Origin of the sequence: Dolichospermum sp. UHCC 0260 (assembly GCF_009711985.1) — a bacterium.
Lineage (GTDB): Bacteria > Cyanobacteriota > Cyanobacteriia > Cyanobacteriales > Nostocaceae > Dolichospermum > Dolichospermum lemmermannii.
In genome coordinates this window covers 31,553-47,175 of the sequence record NZ_VIKZ01000009.1, presented here as the reverse complement: position 1 = coordinate 47,175, position 15,623 = coordinate 31,553, and the positions used below count along the sequence as shown (strand labels likewise).

The following is a 15,623-nucleotide window of genomic DNA, read 5'->3' as shown; positions in this document are numbered from 1 at the left end:
TAAAGTAAACTAGAGATTTTTGTGGATTTTTAGTCATCAAAAGACAACTTTTGCTATGAGACTGGGAATTAATTCCCAGTCGGGCTATAGATTTTACTCATGATTTTTGATAATTACTTCAACGCAATTTCCGCAATTACGTTTTTTTCGATAGTGGGAACTGCCGCTACCATAGCGGTAGTTGTGGTTTCACTCCAACGCACTAACCAGGTGGGTTGTACTCCCAAAAAGATAATTAAGAATGCCAAAATTAGCGCGGGAACTTTTTCATTCCATAATACTCTGGGATAGTAGGCTAGGTTATTTTGCAGTTTGCCAAAACAGGTACGGTTGAGAAGAATAAGAAAATAAACTGCGGTTAAACCAGATGCTACTACACATAAAATTGTGGAAATGGGAAAGCTGGAAAAACTGCCTTGAAAGGAAATAAATTCCGCAATGAAACCTGTTAAACCGGGAATACCAGCACTAGCCATGCCACTTAAAACCAGCAAGGCACTAATTAATGGTAAACCGCGAATAGGACTCATTAAACCACTAAGTTTATCTAATTCTCTTGTCCCAACTTTGGTTTCAATAACTCCGACTAAATGGAAGAGAATAGCGAGAATAATTCCATGACTAAACATTTGGGCGACTGCACCAACTAATGCTAAAGGCGTGGCGGCTGCTGCTGCTAGTAAAATATAGCCCATGTGGCCGATAGAACTATATGCTACCATGCGTTTTATGTCTGTTTGGGCGATCGCTACAACTGCCCCATAAATCGCGCTAATTGCCCCCCAAATTGCTAAAGTTGGGGCGATAATCTGCCAAGTTTGAGGAAACATTCCCAAGCCAAATCGCAATAGTCCATAAGTTCCCAGTTTTGCTAATATTCCCCCTAGCAAAATAGCAATAGGTGTGGAAGCTTCAACATAAGCATCTGGTAGCCAAGTATGGAAAGGAATTAAAGGAATCTTAATGCCAAAACCTAAAACTATTCCTGCTAATAATACTAATTGCATTCCCGCAGAAATGTTTTGAGTCGCCACAGCATCAAAGGCAAAACTATGAGAACCTGTTAACCATACCATGCCTAAAAATGTGGCTAAAATTAAAGCCCCAGAAATGGCTGTATAAATCAGGAATTTCATGCCCGCATAGGCTCGTTTTTCTCCTCCCCAAATAGAAATTAGTAAATAAAATGGAATTAATTCCAATTCATAAAATAGGAAGAACAAAAGCAAATTTTCTGATAAGAAAGCACCAGCAACGCCACCACTAACAAACAAAATCAGGGAATAAAATAACCGAGGACGTTCTGTATCCTTACTACTGCTGTAAATAGCAATCCAAGTGAGGAAGCTATTTAATACCAACATTAATATTGATAATCCATCAACTCCTAACTGATAATTTAAACCTAATGTTTCATTCCAAGGTAGATATTCTGTAAATTGCATCCCTGGATTGCTGATATCAAATTTTAACAAAATGAAAATATTCCACAGCAAAACTAAACCTGTGACGATTAAAGATACTAACCGAATCTGACTCGCAGGAACATTTTTTGCTGGATAAAAACCGATGATTATAGCGGCTATAATTGGTAGCCAAATTAAAACACTCAACATATTTATTAATTGGTAATTGGTAATTGGTAATTGGTAATTGGTAATTGGTAATATAGCGGTTCTCGATTGAGTGAGATACAAGAACCCCATCCCCAACCACCTCCAATATCAAAAGTTTATCCTTTTCTTCCCCCCGCTGTGGGGTAGATTATTATCAGCAATCTAAATCATAGATATTTAGAAAATTAAATTCATGAACTGAATTCCCCAGAAAGGCCATGTCACCCAAGCACCTAAAAAACCGACTCCTAACAGAACTGTTAAGGCATAAAATTGAGTTTGTCCATTGTTACTATATTTCAAGCCTTCACCACCCAATAGAGAGAATAAACCCACAGAGTTGACAATACCATCTATTACAAATCTGTCCAGCATATCGGCAAATTTAGAAAGTTGGGCAACGCCGAAAATAATGGTAACTTTGTAAATTTGAGGGGTGTAAAAATCGTAAGCAAATAAATTTTGTAAACCTTGCCAGGGTAAACGAATTGGTTTGGGAATGTTGCCTAAATAGATGATGCTACTAATACTACAGCCGAAGATACTTGACCAAATTAATAGCAGGGCTACGTCTTTATTTAATGTTGCCCAGTCTGGAAGTAATGACAAACTTTGCAACACTAAAGGCAGGTGTAAAACAAAGCCAGATAAAATCATCATTGGTAACACCATTAACCAAATAGCTTCAGGAGAACGTTCACTCATTTGTTTGGGTTTACCACCAAAGATTAAACCAAATTCTCTAGTTAAACTAAATGTAGTTAAGGCATTAACAAAAATTACTATTCCTACTAAAGTCGGATGTGTTTCCCATAACCCATCAGCTAATTTAAATAATGCCCAAAAACTACCTAAAGGGGGAAAACCAATTAAACCCAATGTACCGACAATAAATGCTATCCCGGACATGGGACGACGTGACCACAATCCACCTAATTGGGTAACATCTTGGGTAACACTATTCCAAACAATGCCCCCGGTACTCATAACTAATAATGCAGCGGATACGGCATGAGTGATAACTAATAATAATGCGGCTTCGTTCTGCTGTGTGCCTACCGCAATAAATACTAACCCCATGTAAACACTGACAGAATAGGATAAACAGCGTTTGATGTCAATTTGAGAGATCGCAATTAACGCCCCACCAATCGCTGTCACCGCCCCAATCGCCACTATCGCCGAAGATGCCACAGGTGATAAACTAAACACAGGTTGTAATTTAATTAACACCCATGCCCCACTGGCCACTACCACCGAACTCCGCAAAATTGTACTGGGAACAGGTCCCTCCATCGCCTCATCTAACCACAAGTGCAAAGGAAACTGGGCGCATTTACCCATAGGTCCAGCTATTAACCCCAAGCACACTAAAGTAATAATTGTCGGGTCAACATTCGCCGTGGCCGCCCATGCAGTTAACTCTGTATAATTCCAAGTTCCTGAGAGTGTCCACAGTCCCAACACACCCATTAATAAAAACAAGTCTCCCACCCGTTTAGTCAAAAAAGCATCACGCGCCCCAGTCACTACCAAGGGTTGACTAAACCACAAACCTACTAATAGGTAAGTTCCCAATGTGAGGACTTCCAGAATTACATAAGTGGAAAATAAATCGTTACACAAAACCAAAGCACAAAGACCAGCTTCAAATAATCCTAATAAGGAAAAGAAGCGTCCCCAACCCCAGTCCATTTCCATGTAACCAATAGCGTATATCTGCGCCAGCAAGTTCAAGCCGGTAATAATAATTACTGCCCCGATGCTGACAGCAGAAAGTTCTAAATTAATAGTCAGATTTAAACCTGCTGTTGATAGCCAAGGAATAAATACTTCTTTAGCTGGATGATTCCAAATAGCAAAGAAAGCAAAGACGGCATGGAAAAAGGAGATAAAGGTCATCACCACGTTGACATATCCCGCCGGTCGAGGACCAGTTTTGCGAATGATTCCCGGCGACCAAGGTATAGCTAAAAGCCCACCTATCAAAGCATAAACCGGAATTAGCCAAACAGTGTCTACTAAATACTGATCCATTAAATTACCTCTATAGTTTGCAGCAAAAATTAAAGAAAACACACCAAGTAGCGTTGATCCCTATCAACTTAGTGATGACAGACAATGAAAATTTATCTTTATTTAATATTGTTAGAAATAGCTTACCTTTATCTGTGCCAAAAAAGAATTACCTAATTAGACAAATTCACGATATTTTCTGTAAAGAATTCTTATATTTCAATAGATTGAATTATTAAATGGTAACTATTATTTTGAGTCTATGGATTGTATTTGTCTATAGTATCTATAGTATAGGGGCGGTATTTTCCACCCCGATCAAATTCACACTTTAGCAATTATGTCAAGTTGCAAATTGGGTAAATTACTTGACGCAATGATTACGACTGGGCTGAGTTGACTAACGGGCGCTGGCTTCATATCCCGATAATCAATAATTTGGACAACGATTAGGTATGCGATAGCCAGAAGTATAGAAATTGCCCCTGTAATAATTGCAACTATCTGAGAACTGTTCATGGGTGTTTCCTACAAATTAAGTTATTGAGAGACTTCTATATCTAGATTGGCATAAATTCTGAGATCAGTTTCATTTGCCAAAATATATCCAAAGCTGATAAGATAACGAGAATGACCGTATATATCACTAAATTAATAAATTAATATGTTTAATTTAAAAGGGATCAAAGCGGTAGCGTTCAGCAGTCCACAGAAATCGCATAACTAATGTAATGTTTTCTTACATGACAAAATTAGCCAAAGCCATATGCTTGTCCAATCTAGCTTATACGCGAACAATTCCACAAACACATCATACTAATTGAATTATGGATAAGCATATTAAACGGATAATTAAAGAAAATCTCAAGAAATCAATTAGGAATTTTTTCAAAGGTAAGAAAATAAAAAATTACCAAGTATTAGATGATATTTTCCCCAAAGAAAGACGCATACGTTCTCTGATTGGTGGACTAGAAACAAGTTTAGGAACAACTTGTTGGGAACCTATAGCTAAAACTTTAGCAGAGTTAAATGGATTTGAAATCATTCAAGAGAAAATATTAATTCCAACTCCATTTCCCAAAACTTTACAGAGTGAATTAGATAGATTAGTGTCCGAACGAGAAAATAAGCCTAATAATAGGAGAATTTCAACAAAAGAATGTATACAAAGTCTAAAAAATGCTGCTTTAAAAATAAATCCTCAAGACATCAAGAAATACATATCTCCTTCAACGGGAACTGGAGTTGATCTTCATTTGTCTAAAGATGGAATTGAGTATATATTTGACATTAAAACTACACAATCAAATCAAGGAGATTTTAAAAAATTCAACAAACAAATGCTGGAATGGTATGCTTACAGACTTGCTAAACATCCTCATGCTAACGTAGAAGCGCGTATTGCTATTCCTTTTAATCCTTTTAAAAAATCTTGGTATGAAGAGAAAAAAAGTATGCTATCTAGTTCACCTCTAGATACTACCCAAGATATATGGGTTGAAAATGAATTTTGGGATTTTTGTTCTGGAAAGGAAAATACATTTGAGGAGTTACAATCACTTTTTGTTGAATTAGGACAAGAAAACTTTGCAGAAGAATTTCGTGATATTTTTTATCCAAATTAGTTAGATATCAAGAATCTTTAGTAATTCTTTAGCTACATATTCAACAACAGGTACAGGAACAGCATTACCAAACTGTTTTTTAGCAACTTCATCTTTTTTATGGTATTCAAAATTCAGAGGAAATCCTTGTAATTTACAAGCGTGTTTTGCAGTAATGGGTATATATTTCTGCGGTTGATAAATTTTTTCTAAGAAAAGATTTTTATATTCCTGTGGATGACTAGCATGAATAGATACAGTTGCGATATAGTCTTTAGAACCAGTAGCAGTTAAAGTTGGGAAAATTTCAGCAGTCGGTAAAATAATTCTATAAATATTATTAATACCTGTCATATTTTTAGAATTTACAAATTCATATTTATGATCAGATGTTAACCGGAATATTCCTTTTTCCAGCAATTTATTTAATTCATTGATCTCTATATCGGTGATTATTTCTCGGAAATCTTCAAAAGATAAAGGATTACCATCTTTATCTCCATATTTTTTACTTCTTCTATATTTAAGAAGTGTTAAGCAAATCATTTTTTCTCTATCACTCGTATTGATAATATCCCAAGAGTGAATTGTTGTATGTCCATTCCTTAAATCAGAAAAAATGAAAAAATCATTTAACTCATCATCTTTTTGAAATCTCGTTCTTGATGGTGGAATTACACCTTTAAATAAAGTATTTGCATCTAGTTTAACTTTTTCAACAAAATTAATATTTTTTAATTCATCCAAAATATCTAGAACTTTTGGGTGAATATTCAAAGGTTTAGGAAATTTATACTCCTGACATCTTTCTATATCCCTTCTAATCCCAACAATAAAAACTCTATCTCTATTTTGAGGTAAACCAAAATCGTAAGCATTAAGAACCTTCCATTTCACGCAATATCCTGTATTTGCTAATTCGTTAAGAATCAGTTCCAAATTATCCCGATTTTTAGGACTTGCTAATCCACTAACATTTTCAAAAATGAATCCTTTCGGTTGATTTTTATTCACTAGTCGAATGACATCAAACCATAATTTTCCTCGCTTGTCTTCAAATCCCCTTAAACAACCGGCAACAGACCAAGGTTGACAGGGAACACCACCAACAATGATGTCAACACTATGTGGAAGTTGACTAATTTTTGTGATATCTCCTAATTCAATTTCATGTTTATTAAAGTAACTAATAAAATTTTGCTGATAAACTTTAATTGCTTGTTTGTCTATTTCAGAATAGCCTAAACATTGACCACCTAATTTATCTAAAGCAATTCTAAATCCACCAATACCAGCAAAAAGATCAATAAAAGTGAATTGTTTTTGATGAGTTACTAATTTTAGAGGTAATTCTACTTGTTTTGATATTGGTGAAAATATAGATTTCATATTTGTTAGCTATTGTATCAACTAACTATTACATAGTTATAAATTTAGTATATCATCAAATACACAGATGGAATTAAATTTTATGTCCCTAACCGAAGAAATTCTTTCCCAACTCCCAGGCGATGTTTTAGGCGGCTTGCGTCGTACTGACAGCATATTAACATTATTGCGAAAAGGTAACGCACCCATACCCAACGTAGTTACAGAAAATCCCGAAAATTTAGACTCTGTAGAATTTGATGTCATTATTTGCGGTGGAACTTTAGGAATTTTGATTGGTTGCGCTTTAGCTGTACGTGGTGTGGGCGTAGCCTTACTAGAAAGGGGAATTTTGCGCGGAAGAGAACAGGAATGGAATATTTCTCGCAAAGAGTTAGAAGTATTTCGGGAATTGGAATTGTTGACAGCAGACGAATTAGCACAAGCTATCGTCACTGAATATAACCCCGCAAGAGTTAGCTTTCAAGGAGGTACAGAAGTTTGGGTAGAAGATGTTCTTAACATTGGTGTCAATCCTATTTATCTCCTCGAAACCTTAAAAACCCGCTTTCTTAAGCTTGGAGGAAAGTTATTTGAAAATACACCATTTAGCGATATTGTAGTTCACCCAAATGGAGTCATAGTCAATAATCAATTTACTGCAAAATTGTTACTAGATGCTATGGGAAATCTTTCTCCCATTAGCCAACAAGCGCGTCAAGGAAAAAAACCAGATGCACTTTGTTTAGTTGTGGGAACTTGTGCTAAAGGATATCCAGAAAATAACTCAGGAGACTTGTTGTTATCTTTCACAGCTTTGGAAAATCAATGTCAATATTTTTGGGAAGCATTTCCCGCAAAAGACGGAAGAACTACATATTTATTTACCTATATGGATGCAGATCCACAACGGTTGAGTTTAGAAACTTTATTTGACGAATATTTACGCTTGTTACCAGAATATCAAGGTGTGGAAATTAATCGCCTAAATTTTCAAAGGGCGTTGTTTGGTTTCTTTCCTAGTTATCGTCAAAGTCCTCTGCAAACCCCTTGGAATCGGATTTTACCAGTGGGAGATAGTAGCGGGAATCAATCACCTTTAAGTTTTGGTGGTTTTGGGGCTATGGTACGTCATTTACAAAGGTTGACTTTAGGAATTGCAGAAGCATTAAAAACTGATCAATTATCTGCCCAATCTTTGGCAATATTGCAACCCTATCAACCGAGTTTAAGTGTAACTTGGTTATTCCAAAAAGCGATGAGTGTAGGTGTAAATCAAAAAATTGACCCCAATCAAATTAACCAATTACTCTCCGCTGTATTTGCCCAAATGCAGCAGTTAGGAACACCTATTTTAAAACCTTTTTTACAAGATATTGTTCAGTTTAGGGCGTTAACAAAAACTTTGTTAAAAACTGGTTTATCTCATCCTTTATTAGTTGCGAAAATCATTCCCCAAGTTGGTTTATTGAGTTTGTTGGATTGGATGTTACATTATGTGAATTTAATTGTGTATACTAGTTTGTTCTCTTTAAGTCCAAGATTAGAAATATTAGTTAATAATCTATCACCAGAAAACCGATATTATTGGCATCGGTTAATAGATAAATGGAAGTTTGGTTCTGGTAGTGATTATTCTGAATAATACAGCACTTTCCGGTGTTATGAGGTACATATCCAGCGGGCAAGATGCCCGCACTACAAGAGTTTCATAATTCAAGTTTGTACCTCATTAGAGCGGAATCTGCTGTATCTGGTAAATGGTTATGAATAGAGGTTTTGTGATTTTATACCTCAAATTAGTTTAACGCTCCCATTGACATAGTATTAATATTGATACTATTATTTATTTAATGCTAATCATAAGCATCTTACCTATCCTATAAAAAAATTGAGGAAATGGAAGATGGTTAACTATACCCACTACACATATAAAGTTACTTGGTCGGAAGAAGATCAAGAATTCGTGGGATTGTGTGCTGAATTTCCCAGTCTGTCTTATCTTCATAAAGATCAGAATGCTACACTCAAAGGTATTACAGATTTAGTAAAAGATGTAGTAACTGATATGGAATCTAGTCAGTAACCCAGCCCTAAAGGGACTGGGCTTGCAAGAGTAATCAAGCAAGCCGTACTGACCAGACCACCCTGAGTTTACTCTCATGGTAGCCGTTATTTGAGTCACGACACCCCGGAATGCGTAGCTAGTTCCCTGCTCTGTCGCTTGTGATTAAACAGTTCTAAGGTCACTGGAACAGTGTTGCAAGTCTAACAAGCTCTTATAACAGGTCGAAGCTAACATTACCCCAGAAATGGGAGTTGGTTTCCAGATTCCAATCAAAAATCTGGTTTCAATTTTAATATCCACAGCGGTTAAAACCGCTCGTGTCGTTTCCCTCTCAGGGCTAAAGCCACTGAGTTTCCCACTTACCGGGTATTCTTATGAAGAGCTAGTTCCAGAACCCAGGGCAAACGCATCTTATTTTTAGAATGCTTACTAAACAATAGTCGGCGTTGCTGAATTAGGGTATGAAATTGAAAAATCAATGATTTCAAACTCTTACTCTCTGCGCCTCTGCGTGAAACAAAATCATACTCTTAATCAGCAACGCCCAATAGTCCTATATATTTTTTCAGCTATGAAGACAATGGCGGATTTTTTCCATCTCCGTTGTCGCTAAACCTAAATACATTTGCTGTAATTCTGTGGATAAATCAGGGTTTTTGATCAAATGTTCTATCCGGCTTTGCACAGTAGCAATCAAGTTATCTAAGTTTTCGTCAGCAACTATATGTTGTTTCTGTATCTGCTTTAAGTCTGGCTGTAGAGGTAGTTCGGTGGAGTTACTTTGGTTATGGAAAGATTTAGCTTTCTCTGTTTCTAATTGAGCTACAGTTATTTGTAATGTTTCTATGACTCCATACATCTCCAGTGGATCAAATATCCGTAATAAACTGGTTTGAGTGACGATCGCTAACTTTGCTCCCCAATCCCAGGATACAACTAATCGCTGCACTCGTCGCTGCTGCATTTCTTGATGGGCAGACCAGAGAGAATCTTCTGGACTAAGCAAAAATAATGGTGTACTCATCACTGTTTTTGCTTGAATTTGAGCCAAATTTAATCCCAATGCTTGAAATTGTACGATGTCTCTTTCTGTCACAATTCCTACTGGTTTAAAGGCTGATAAGACATCGTTCCAGGAATCTGTTTTGACTATCACCACGCAACTAACTTGATTTTCCGCCATCATCTGCGCCAAGCTGAGTACGGAGGCTGTAGGTGGTGCATGAATTACCTGAGTTGTCATTACTTCTGACACCCGCCGCATTTTCAGCAAGTTGGTGGGGCGCAAAATTTGTCTAATACTTTCTGGGGAGACAATCCCCACGAGTTGTTCCTCTGCATTGACTATCACCAAGTGGCGAATGCGATATCGTCGAAACAAAAACAGTGCGGCAAAGATATCCCGAAATGCAGTTTCCGCTAAGGTTATGACTGGATGCACCATGACATCAGCTATTTTCACATCAGCAAAATCTCTACCCGCTGCTGTAAGTTTGACAATATCTCGCTCTGTGAAAATACCCAGTATTTCTGTTTCTTCCATGACTAAAATACAACTTGAACGCGTACCTCCCATGGAACTAAAGCCAATTGCTGAATCAAAATCAGGTAATAAACAACTATTACCTCGCGTCTGATTCATTAAATTCACAACATTAATTAGGGAAGTATGGGGCGCAACAACCAGTGGATGCCTATCTATCGCCTCTTCTAAGCAGGGAACGCCAATGAGTGGGTCATCAATTTGCATGGTTGACAATAGCTGATGAAGTTAATTTATAAAGTTTTGTAAAGTTTTTTGTCATATACATATTATTTCTACAAATTTCAGTTATGATACGGGGGATGTAAAGGATAAATCGAGGGAATAGGTTACATATAAAGGGTTTAACGATTAAAAGGTAAACGGAGGATAAAATTTAAAGTTGTCTATCCAAATAGGGCAAAGAAGACATTTTTACTTTGTGGTTCTAAATCAGAGCCAATGTGGGCATCAGTCTTCGTCCATGCCGGAAATTCTTTGTATTTTACCATACAGCCTGTCTAAAACCCTTTTAACTGATACAGGTTGCCACTGACTGCCTCGCTTGGTTGTATATCCTTGCTGGTTAAGCCACGCGGCAATTTGTGGAAGTGATTTTCCTGACTTGTGGTGACGGCGAATTAATTCAATGATCTGTTGTTCAGATGGATTCTCTACTAGTTCACCATTAACTGACTGTTGACCAAAAGCAGGTGAACCATAGCCGGCATAGCCGCCACTGGCAGCTTTCGCTTTCCTGGCTTGGTCTAGCTTTTCCCACAGGTAAGAGTCTTTTGATTTTTCAGTTGCCATAGTTTTGAGAATTCAATCACCTCTGTAGATATGATATCTCAAATATTGGCTATTCCTAGAGGAATCTTATATTTGGGGATTGTATTGGTTGTTGATTTCATCTCATCTTAGGTTGGAAATAGGGGGTGTTTGAATGCGATTGATTTTCTTAGGAGTACCGGGTGCTGGCAAGAGTACCCAGGGGGCAGCACTGTCAAGCCAATGGCAAATTCCCCATATTTCCATTGATGATATATGCCGTCAGGCGATCGCTAAAGAAACTTCTTTCGGCTTAAAAGTCAAGCCGTATATAGAAAGAGGTGATTTAGTTCCAGATGATTTCATTCTTGATATCATCCGCCAACACTTCAGTCATTCCTCTGCCCAACGGGGTTGGATTCTGGATGGATTTCCTAGTAATTTATCCCAGGTGAAACTTCTTGATCAATTACTATTAGAAATCCGGGCTAAAGGCAACACTGCATTATCAGAACGGCCTTACGACCAAGTTTTTAGCTTTTATGTCCCAATTGATGTTTTGGTACAAAGGTTACTGCAACGAGGTCGCTCAGACGATAATCATGAGGTTATTTATCGGCGAATAGAAGTCTATCAGGAGCATTCTGCTCCCTTAATTCAGCATTATCGCCAACAAGGTTGTTTAACTGTGATTAATGGCGATCGCCCAGTCGAAATAGTAACTCAGTTTTTACAAGATTCTTTTTCTAAGTCTCGTTTAATAGGAAATAAAAAAACTTTAAATGCTAGAAAAAGATTAATCAAAGCAGGAAAACAGATTTTATCTGCATGACACAAAAATAAAGTAAAAGTCCTGAGTATTTTATGCGAAATAAAAGAAAAATCAAAAGATTGAAATTTCTATGGCATCAGGGTTATAGCACTTCTGAGATTGGCTTTACCTCAACAAACAACTTAACTCATGGACATTCCATCTTATCCTTGACAATTTCCCATTTCCCAACCACATAATCACCAATTTTAATTTTTACTGGAGAAACCTATGGCTACTTCTGAAAGTCCGAATGAAACTCTTGTTCAATATATCCAAAAATCAGACTTTGAATCGCTCTTAGAGGCGAAAGAGTTGTTTGTCATGGACTGCACCGCAACTTGGTGCGGACCTTGTAGGATGGTTGCTCCTTTAATGGATCAACTAGCCCAAGAATACAAAGATCAGGCAAAAGTAGTCAAATTAGATGTTGGTGATGGCGAAAATCAAAGCATTGCTAAAAAGTACGGTATTCGCAGTATTCCCGCAGTTATGTTTTTCAATCATGGCGAATTATCAGAAATAGTTGTTGGGGTAGTTCCCTATGAGAAATTCACCACAGCTTTAAACAAAATACTTTCACCTTCTTGAGGGGGTTTCTCCATGCAGAGAGCGTATATATTTCCATGTCCTAATTGCGGTAGTGAAGCAAAACGTCAGTTTTTAACTGATGGAAAACTAGCTCACAAGCATTCTTTGATGAATCAAATTATCCGTACAGAGTGTCCAGTTTGTGACTACCTGATGGTAATGCGCTCTCTGGATGGAAGTGTCATTGAAGCTTACGCACCCGGAATACCAAGTAATTTTCAACCATTAACTACATCTAATCTTTCTCCAAAAGTGTCTGAGCAGCAAATCTTAGAAATGAGTGAATCTATTTCCATCTGCTCCATATTTAGACATTTACCCAATCAAAGTCCCACAGACTCATACCCATTACTTTCAGGATTTTAACCATGATCAAAGCTGAAGACATAATGACCACAGAAGTTGTCACAATCCGTGGTTCAGCAACCGTAGCCGAAGCCGTAGCACTGATGAAAGAACGCCATTTGCGATCTTTAATTGTCGAACCTCGCACAGAAAATGACCCCTATGGCATGATCACTGAAACTGATATTGTTTATAAAGTTGGTGCTTATGGTAAAGACTCCAAACAAGTGCGAGTTTATGAAATTATGACCAAGCCTTGTATTGTCGTCAATCCTGAACTTGGTGTGGAGTATGTAGCCCGCTTATTTGCCAATACAGGCATCCGTCGCGCCCCTGTAATTAAAGGTAAGCTATTAGGAATCATCTCAATTACCGATATCCTCAGAAAAAGTGACTTTGTGGAAAACCCAAAAAGCTATTTTGAGATGTATTGTCAAGAATTTCCCAATGCTTTAGAAGCCAGAATTTACGAAGATTAAATCCAAGAATTCATCGTTTTGGCTCAGTTAATCATACTAATTTACCCAAGAATAATGGGCAAATTGAAAAAAGATAAAACTTGATCTTTGCAAATTTATTACATTTCATTTCACAAGTTACCCAAGGCAATTTTCAATCCAACTATTGATAGGAACTTATAAACCGATGATGAAAGCTGAAGACATAATGACCACAGAAGTTGTCACAATTCGTGGTTCAGCAACCGTAGCCGAAGCTGTGGATTTGATGAAATATAAAGGTTTGCGATCTTTAATTGTGGAACCTCGTACAGAAAATGACCCCTATGGCATGGTCAGTGAAACTGATATTGTCTATAAAGTTGCTGCTCACGGTAAAGACTCCAAACAAGTGCGAGTTTATGAAATTATGACTAAGCCTTGTATTGTCGTCAATCCTGAGCTTGGTGTGGAGTATGTAGCTCGCTTGTTTGCCAATACCCGTATTCGTCGCGCTCCCGTAATTAAAGGTAAGCTGTTAGGAATCATCTCAATTACCGATATCCTCAGAAAAAGTGATTTGTTTGAAAATCCAAAACGTATCTTTATTGAGGACGAAATAGAAGTTGCACGGGAAGAAGCGAGAACAATTTGTGCAACTAAGGGCGATTCTTCTCGTGAATGTGCAGCAGCTTGGGATATTGTGGAAGAACTTCTGGCAGTAGCATCTGACCAAAGATTAGTGAAGGAGAATGTTGTCGAATAAATACTATTTGCCTTGCCTGATTTGCCCAAAATTCTCATAGGGGTAAAGGTTTTTTCTTGCCTTTGTCCCTTTAAATAACACCTATGGGGATAGTTTATTTGTCCATTTTTTGGATAGGATGAGTCAGGATTTAGATTTAACTTCTATTTCTCATATCCAAAAACTTCAATTGTTGATATAAACAACGAATTTGCTGCAAATTTACACCTGCTAATTCTGCTTTTCTTAATGGATTACCAAAAATTGCTTCTAATTCTAAAGGACGTTTTTCATCAAAATCAATTTTCATGCTGGTGCGGTAAGGTTTCATTTTCACGGTGTAATCTAACATGGTTTGAACGAAACTTTCAGGAATAATTCTGCCCGTACTTTTTGCCCCTATAACTACTTCCCTCATCAAACTTTCTACTAACTGACGAGTATATATATCTGTCATTAATTCATCGGTTCTCCCATCAAGAATCACAGATAAGCCATTATAGGGAATATTCCAAACTAACTTTTTCCAACGTCCTAATAGTAAATCTTCTAATAGTTCTATTGATATACCGGCATTTTCAAAATCTGCGGCAATTTCTCGCATTTTTTTAGTAATGCCAATTGATTGATAATTAGATGTATATTCACCTAATGTAATTTGTCCATAATCTAAATGATGAATATGTCCTGGTGCAACTTTATTAGAACAGAGAAAACATAAACCCCCAATAACGTGGACATTATTCACAATTTCCGCAACTTCTGCTTCTATACCCAATCCATTTTGTAATACCAATACTACCCCGTCATCTTTAACTATTGGCGGTAATAAATCTGGTAAAAGTTGATTTTGGGTAGTTTTTAGTGATACTATAACCACATCACACTGTGGCATCTTGTCTACATTGTTATAGGCATTAACTTGAGAAAGGGTAAAGTCACCGTCTTTAGACTCAATAATTAAACCTTGTTCGCTTACCTGTTGATAATCACTTTTGAGTAGATAATGAACTTCTAAACCGGATTTTTGCAGTTTTGCACCATAAAATCCACCTAATGCACCAGTCCCCAATATTGCATAAGTGCGTTTATCCATTTTATGTATAAAAAAATATTCAGAAAATCATCAGAATATATTTTATCAGAATTGTCATTAATAAAACTTAAACATGATTTACTATTTTTTAGAACCTTTGGTAGATGAGAGGTAAAGTCAATGCCTGATATTGTTGATATTGCAGTTAGTAATGATGCGTTTAAAACTTTAGTGGCGGCTGTCCAAGCTGCTGGGTTAGTGGAAACATTAAAAAGTCCTGGTCCATTCACCGTATTTGCACCAACTGACGACGCTTTTGCTAAGTTACCCCCAGGCACGATTACAACTTTATTACAAAATATTCCTCAGTTAGCAAGGATTTTAACCTATCACGTCGTGCCTGGTAAGTTAACAAAGGCTGATTTAGCAAAACTTGGTACTGTAACTTCTGTGGAAGGTTCTCCTATTAAAATTAATTGTGATGATGGTTTTGAGGTAAAAAATGCCACAGTTTTAGCAGCAGATATTGATGCTGATAATGGCGTGATTCACGTTATTGATACTGTGATTTTGATGGGTTAATCGGAGAGAGTTTTTCATCTGGGAGACATTGTAGAGACGTTTCTGACAGCGTCTCTATCATTAATAAATTTAGTTGCCAAGGCTAATTCTTTAAAAATTGTTACATAA

The 15,623-nt window shown here is 37.0% G+C and carries 16 protein-coding genes; 9 read left to right on the top strand and 7 right to left on the bottom strand.

The window, feature by feature from the left end:
* Window positions 1-113: 113 nt before the first annotated feature.
* The 3 genes from FJR08_RS05680 to FJR08_RS05670 form a co-directional block, all read right to left on the bottom strand.
* Window positions 114-1,616, bottom strand: coding sequence for an NADH-quinone oxidoreductase subunit M (locus tag FJR08_RS05680; RefSeq protein WP_168632548.1), 1,503 nt, complete (start codon window positions 1,614-1,616; stop codon window positions 114-116).
* Window positions 1,617-1,793: 177 nt separating this feature from the next.
* Window positions 1,794-3,653, bottom strand: a complete 1,860-nt coding sequence (locus FJR08_RS05675; protein WP_168632492.1) for an NAD(P)H-quinone oxidoreductase subunit F — start codon at window positions 3,651-3,653, stop codon at window positions 1,794-1,796.
* Between the two features lie 303 nt (window positions 3,654-3,956).
* On the bottom strand, window positions 3,957-4,151 hold the full coding sequence (locus tag FJR08_RS05670; protein ID WP_168632491.1) for a hypothetical protein: 195 nt from the start codon (window positions 4,149-4,151) through the stop codon (window positions 3,957-3,959).
* A gap of 308 nt (window positions 4,152-4,459) precedes the next feature.
* Between FJR08_RS05670 and FJR08_RS05665 the strand changes: the two genes are divergently transcribed.
* A complete protein-coding gene (locus FJR08_RS05665) occupies window positions 4,460-5,260 on the top strand; it encodes a TdeIII family type II restriction endonuclease (RefSeq protein WP_168632490.1) in 801 nt (266 codons plus the stop codon).
* On the opposite strand, the gene FJR08_RS05660 is transcribed toward FJR08_RS05665, so the two are convergent.
* Window positions 5,261-6,628 (bottom strand): DNA cytosine methyltransferase, encoded by a 1,368-nt coding sequence (locus FJR08_RS05660; RefSeq protein WP_168632489.1) that lies wholly within the window; start codon window positions 6,626-6,628, stop codon window positions 5,261-5,263.
* 82 nt (window positions 6,629-6,710) lie between these two features.
* Here FJR08_RS05660 and FJR08_RS05655 point away from each other — a divergent pair, with 82 nt between their 5' ends.
* Together FJR08_RS05655 and FJR08_RS05650 are read left to right on the top strand one after the other, a co-directional pair.
* Entirely contained in the window at window positions 6,711-8,252 is a 1,542-nt protein-coding gene (locus FJR08_RS05655) for an NAD(P)/FAD-dependent oxidoreductase (protein WP_168632488.1), read from the top strand.
* A gap of 261 nt (window positions 8,253-8,513) precedes the next feature.
* A complete protein-coding gene (locus tag FJR08_RS05650) occupies window positions 8,514-8,693 on the top strand; it encodes an antitoxin HicB (RefSeq protein WP_168632487.1) in 180 nt (59 codons plus the stop codon).
* 547 nt (window positions 8,694-9,240) lie between these two features.
* Here the strand turns inward: FJR08_RS05650 and FJR08_RS05645 are convergent.
* Together FJR08_RS05645 and FJR08_RS05640 are read right to left on the bottom strand one after the other, a co-directional pair.
* Window positions 9,241-10,425, bottom strand: a complete 1,185-nt coding sequence (locus tag FJR08_RS05645) for a CBS domain-containing protein (protein ID WP_168632486.1) — start codon at window positions 10,423-10,425, stop codon at window positions 9,241-9,243.
* Between the two features lie 243 nt (window positions 10,426-10,668).
* A complete protein-coding gene (locus tag FJR08_RS05640) occupies window positions 10,669-11,010 on the bottom strand; it encodes a recombinase family protein (protein WP_015079420.1) in 342 nt (113 codons plus the stop codon).
* Window positions 11,011-11,143: 133 nt separating this feature from the next.
* Between FJR08_RS05640 and FJR08_RS05635 the strand changes: the two genes are divergently transcribed.
* From FJR08_RS05635 to FJR08_RS05615, 5 genes are all read left to right on the top strand, one after another.
* The gene (locus FJR08_RS05635; protein WP_168632485.1) at window positions 11,144-11,800 is read left to right on the top strand and encodes a nucleoside monophosphate kinase; all 657 of its coding nucleotides are present in this window, start codon (window positions 11,144-11,146) and stop codon (window positions 11,798-11,800) included.
* 210 nt (window positions 11,801-12,010) lie between these two features.
* On the top strand, window positions 12,011-12,370 hold the full coding sequence (locus FJR08_RS05630) for a co-chaperone YbbN (RefSeq protein ID WP_015079422.1): 360 nt from the start codon (window positions 12,011-12,013) through the stop codon (window positions 12,368-12,370).
* A gap of 12 nt (window positions 12,371-12,382) precedes the next feature.
* A complete protein-coding gene (locus FJR08_RS24195; RefSeq protein ID WP_015079423.1) occupies window positions 12,383-12,736 on the top strand; it encodes a hypothetical protein in 354 nt (117 codons plus the stop codon).
* 2 nt (window positions 12,737-12,738) lie between these two features.
* Window positions 12,739-13,194: a CBS domain-containing protein gene (locus FJR08_RS05620; RefSeq protein ID WP_015079424.1), complete on the top strand. Its 456-nt coding sequence runs from the start codon at window positions 12,739-12,741 to the stop codon at window positions 13,192-13,194.
* A 166-nt stretch (window positions 13,195-13,360) separates the two neighbouring features.
* On the top strand, window positions 13,361-13,918 hold the full coding sequence (locus tag FJR08_RS05615; RefSeq protein ID WP_015079425.1) for a CBS domain-containing protein: 558 nt from the start codon (window positions 13,361-13,363) through the stop codon (window positions 13,916-13,918).
* A 136-nt stretch (window positions 13,919-14,054) separates the two neighbouring features.
* Here FJR08_RS05615 and FJR08_RS05610 read toward each other — a convergent pair whose 3' ends face one another.
* Window positions 14,055-14,993, bottom strand: a complete 939-nt coding sequence (locus FJR08_RS05610; RefSeq protein ID WP_168632484.1) for a putative 2-dehydropantoate 2-reductase — start codon at window positions 14,991-14,993, stop codon at window positions 14,055-14,057.
* Window positions 14,994-15,113: 120 nt separating this feature from the next.
* On the opposite strand from FJR08_RS05610, the gene FJR08_RS05605 reads away from it, so the two are divergent.
* Entirely contained in the window at window positions 15,114-15,515 is a 402-nt protein-coding gene (locus FJR08_RS05605) for a fasciclin domain-containing protein (protein WP_015079427.1), read from the top strand.
* Window positions 15,516-15,623 lie beyond the last annotated feature (108 nt).

What these genes read in the sequence shown, in the direction of transcription:
- FJR08_RS24195 (WP_015079423.1), top strand. Translation starts at nt 12,383, where the DNA reads ATGCAGAGAGCGTATATATTTCCATGTCCTAATTGCGGTAGTGAAGCA.
- FJR08_RS05620 (WP_015079424.1), top strand. Translation starts at nt 12,739, where the DNA reads ATGATCAAAGCTGAAGACATAATGACCACAGAAGTTGTCACAATCCGT.
- FJR08_RS05655 (WP_168632488.1), top strand. Translation starts at nt 6,711, where the DNA reads ATGTCCCTAACCGAAGAAATTCTTTCCCAACTCCCAGGCGATGTTTTA.
- FJR08_RS05640 (WP_015079420.1), bottom strand. Translation starts at nt 11,010, where the DNA reads ATGGCAACTGAAAAATCAAAAGACTCTTACCTGTGGGAAAAGCTAGAC.
- FJR08_RS05615 (WP_015079425.1), top strand. Translation starts at nt 13,361, where the DNA reads ATGATGAAAGCTGAAGACATAATGACCACAGAAGTTGTCACAATTCGT.
- FJR08_RS05635 (WP_168632485.1), top strand. Translation starts at nt 11,144, where the DNA reads ATGCGATTGATTTTCTTAGGAGTACCGGGTGCTGGCAAGAGTACCCAG.
- FJR08_RS05610 (WP_168632484.1), bottom strand. Translation starts at nt 14,993, where the DNA reads ATGGATAAACGCACTTATGCAATATTGGGGACTGGTGCATTAGGTGGA.
- FJR08_RS05665 (WP_168632490.1), top strand. Translation starts at nt 4,460, where the DNA reads ATGGATAAGCATATTAAACGGATAATTAAAGAAAATCTCAAGAAATCA.
- FJR08_RS05680 (WP_168632548.1), bottom strand. Translation starts at nt 1,616, where the DNA reads ATGTTGAGTGTTTTAATTTGGCTACCAATTATAGCCGCTATAATCATC.
- FJR08_RS05630 (WP_015079422.1), top strand. Translation starts at nt 12,011, where the DNA reads ATGGCTACTTCTGAAAGTCCGAATGAAACTCTTGTTCAATATATCCAA.
- FJR08_RS05675 (WP_168632492.1), bottom strand. Translation starts at nt 3,653, where the DNA reads ATGGATCAGTATTTAGTAGACACTGTTTGGCTAATTCCGGTTTATGCT.
- FJR08_RS05645 (WP_168632486.1), bottom strand. Translation starts at nt 10,425, where the DNA reads ATGCAAATTGATGACCCACTCATTGGCGTTCCCTGCTTAGAAGAGGCG.
- FJR08_RS05605 (WP_015079427.1), top strand. Translation starts at nt 15,114, where the DNA reads ATGCCTGATATTGTTGATATTGCAGTTAGTAATGATGCGTTTAAAACT.
- FJR08_RS05670 (WP_168632491.1), bottom strand. Translation starts at nt 4,151, where the DNA reads ATGAACAGTTCTCAGATAGTTGCAATTATTACAGGGGCAATTTCTATA.
- FJR08_RS05660 (WP_168632489.1), bottom strand. Translation starts at nt 6,628, where the DNA reads ATGAAATCTATATTTTCACCAATATCAAAACAAGTAGAATTACCTCTA.
- FJR08_RS05650 (WP_168632487.1), top strand. Translation starts at nt 8,514, where the DNA reads ATGGTTAACTATACCCACTACACATATAAAGTTACTTGGTCGGAAGAA.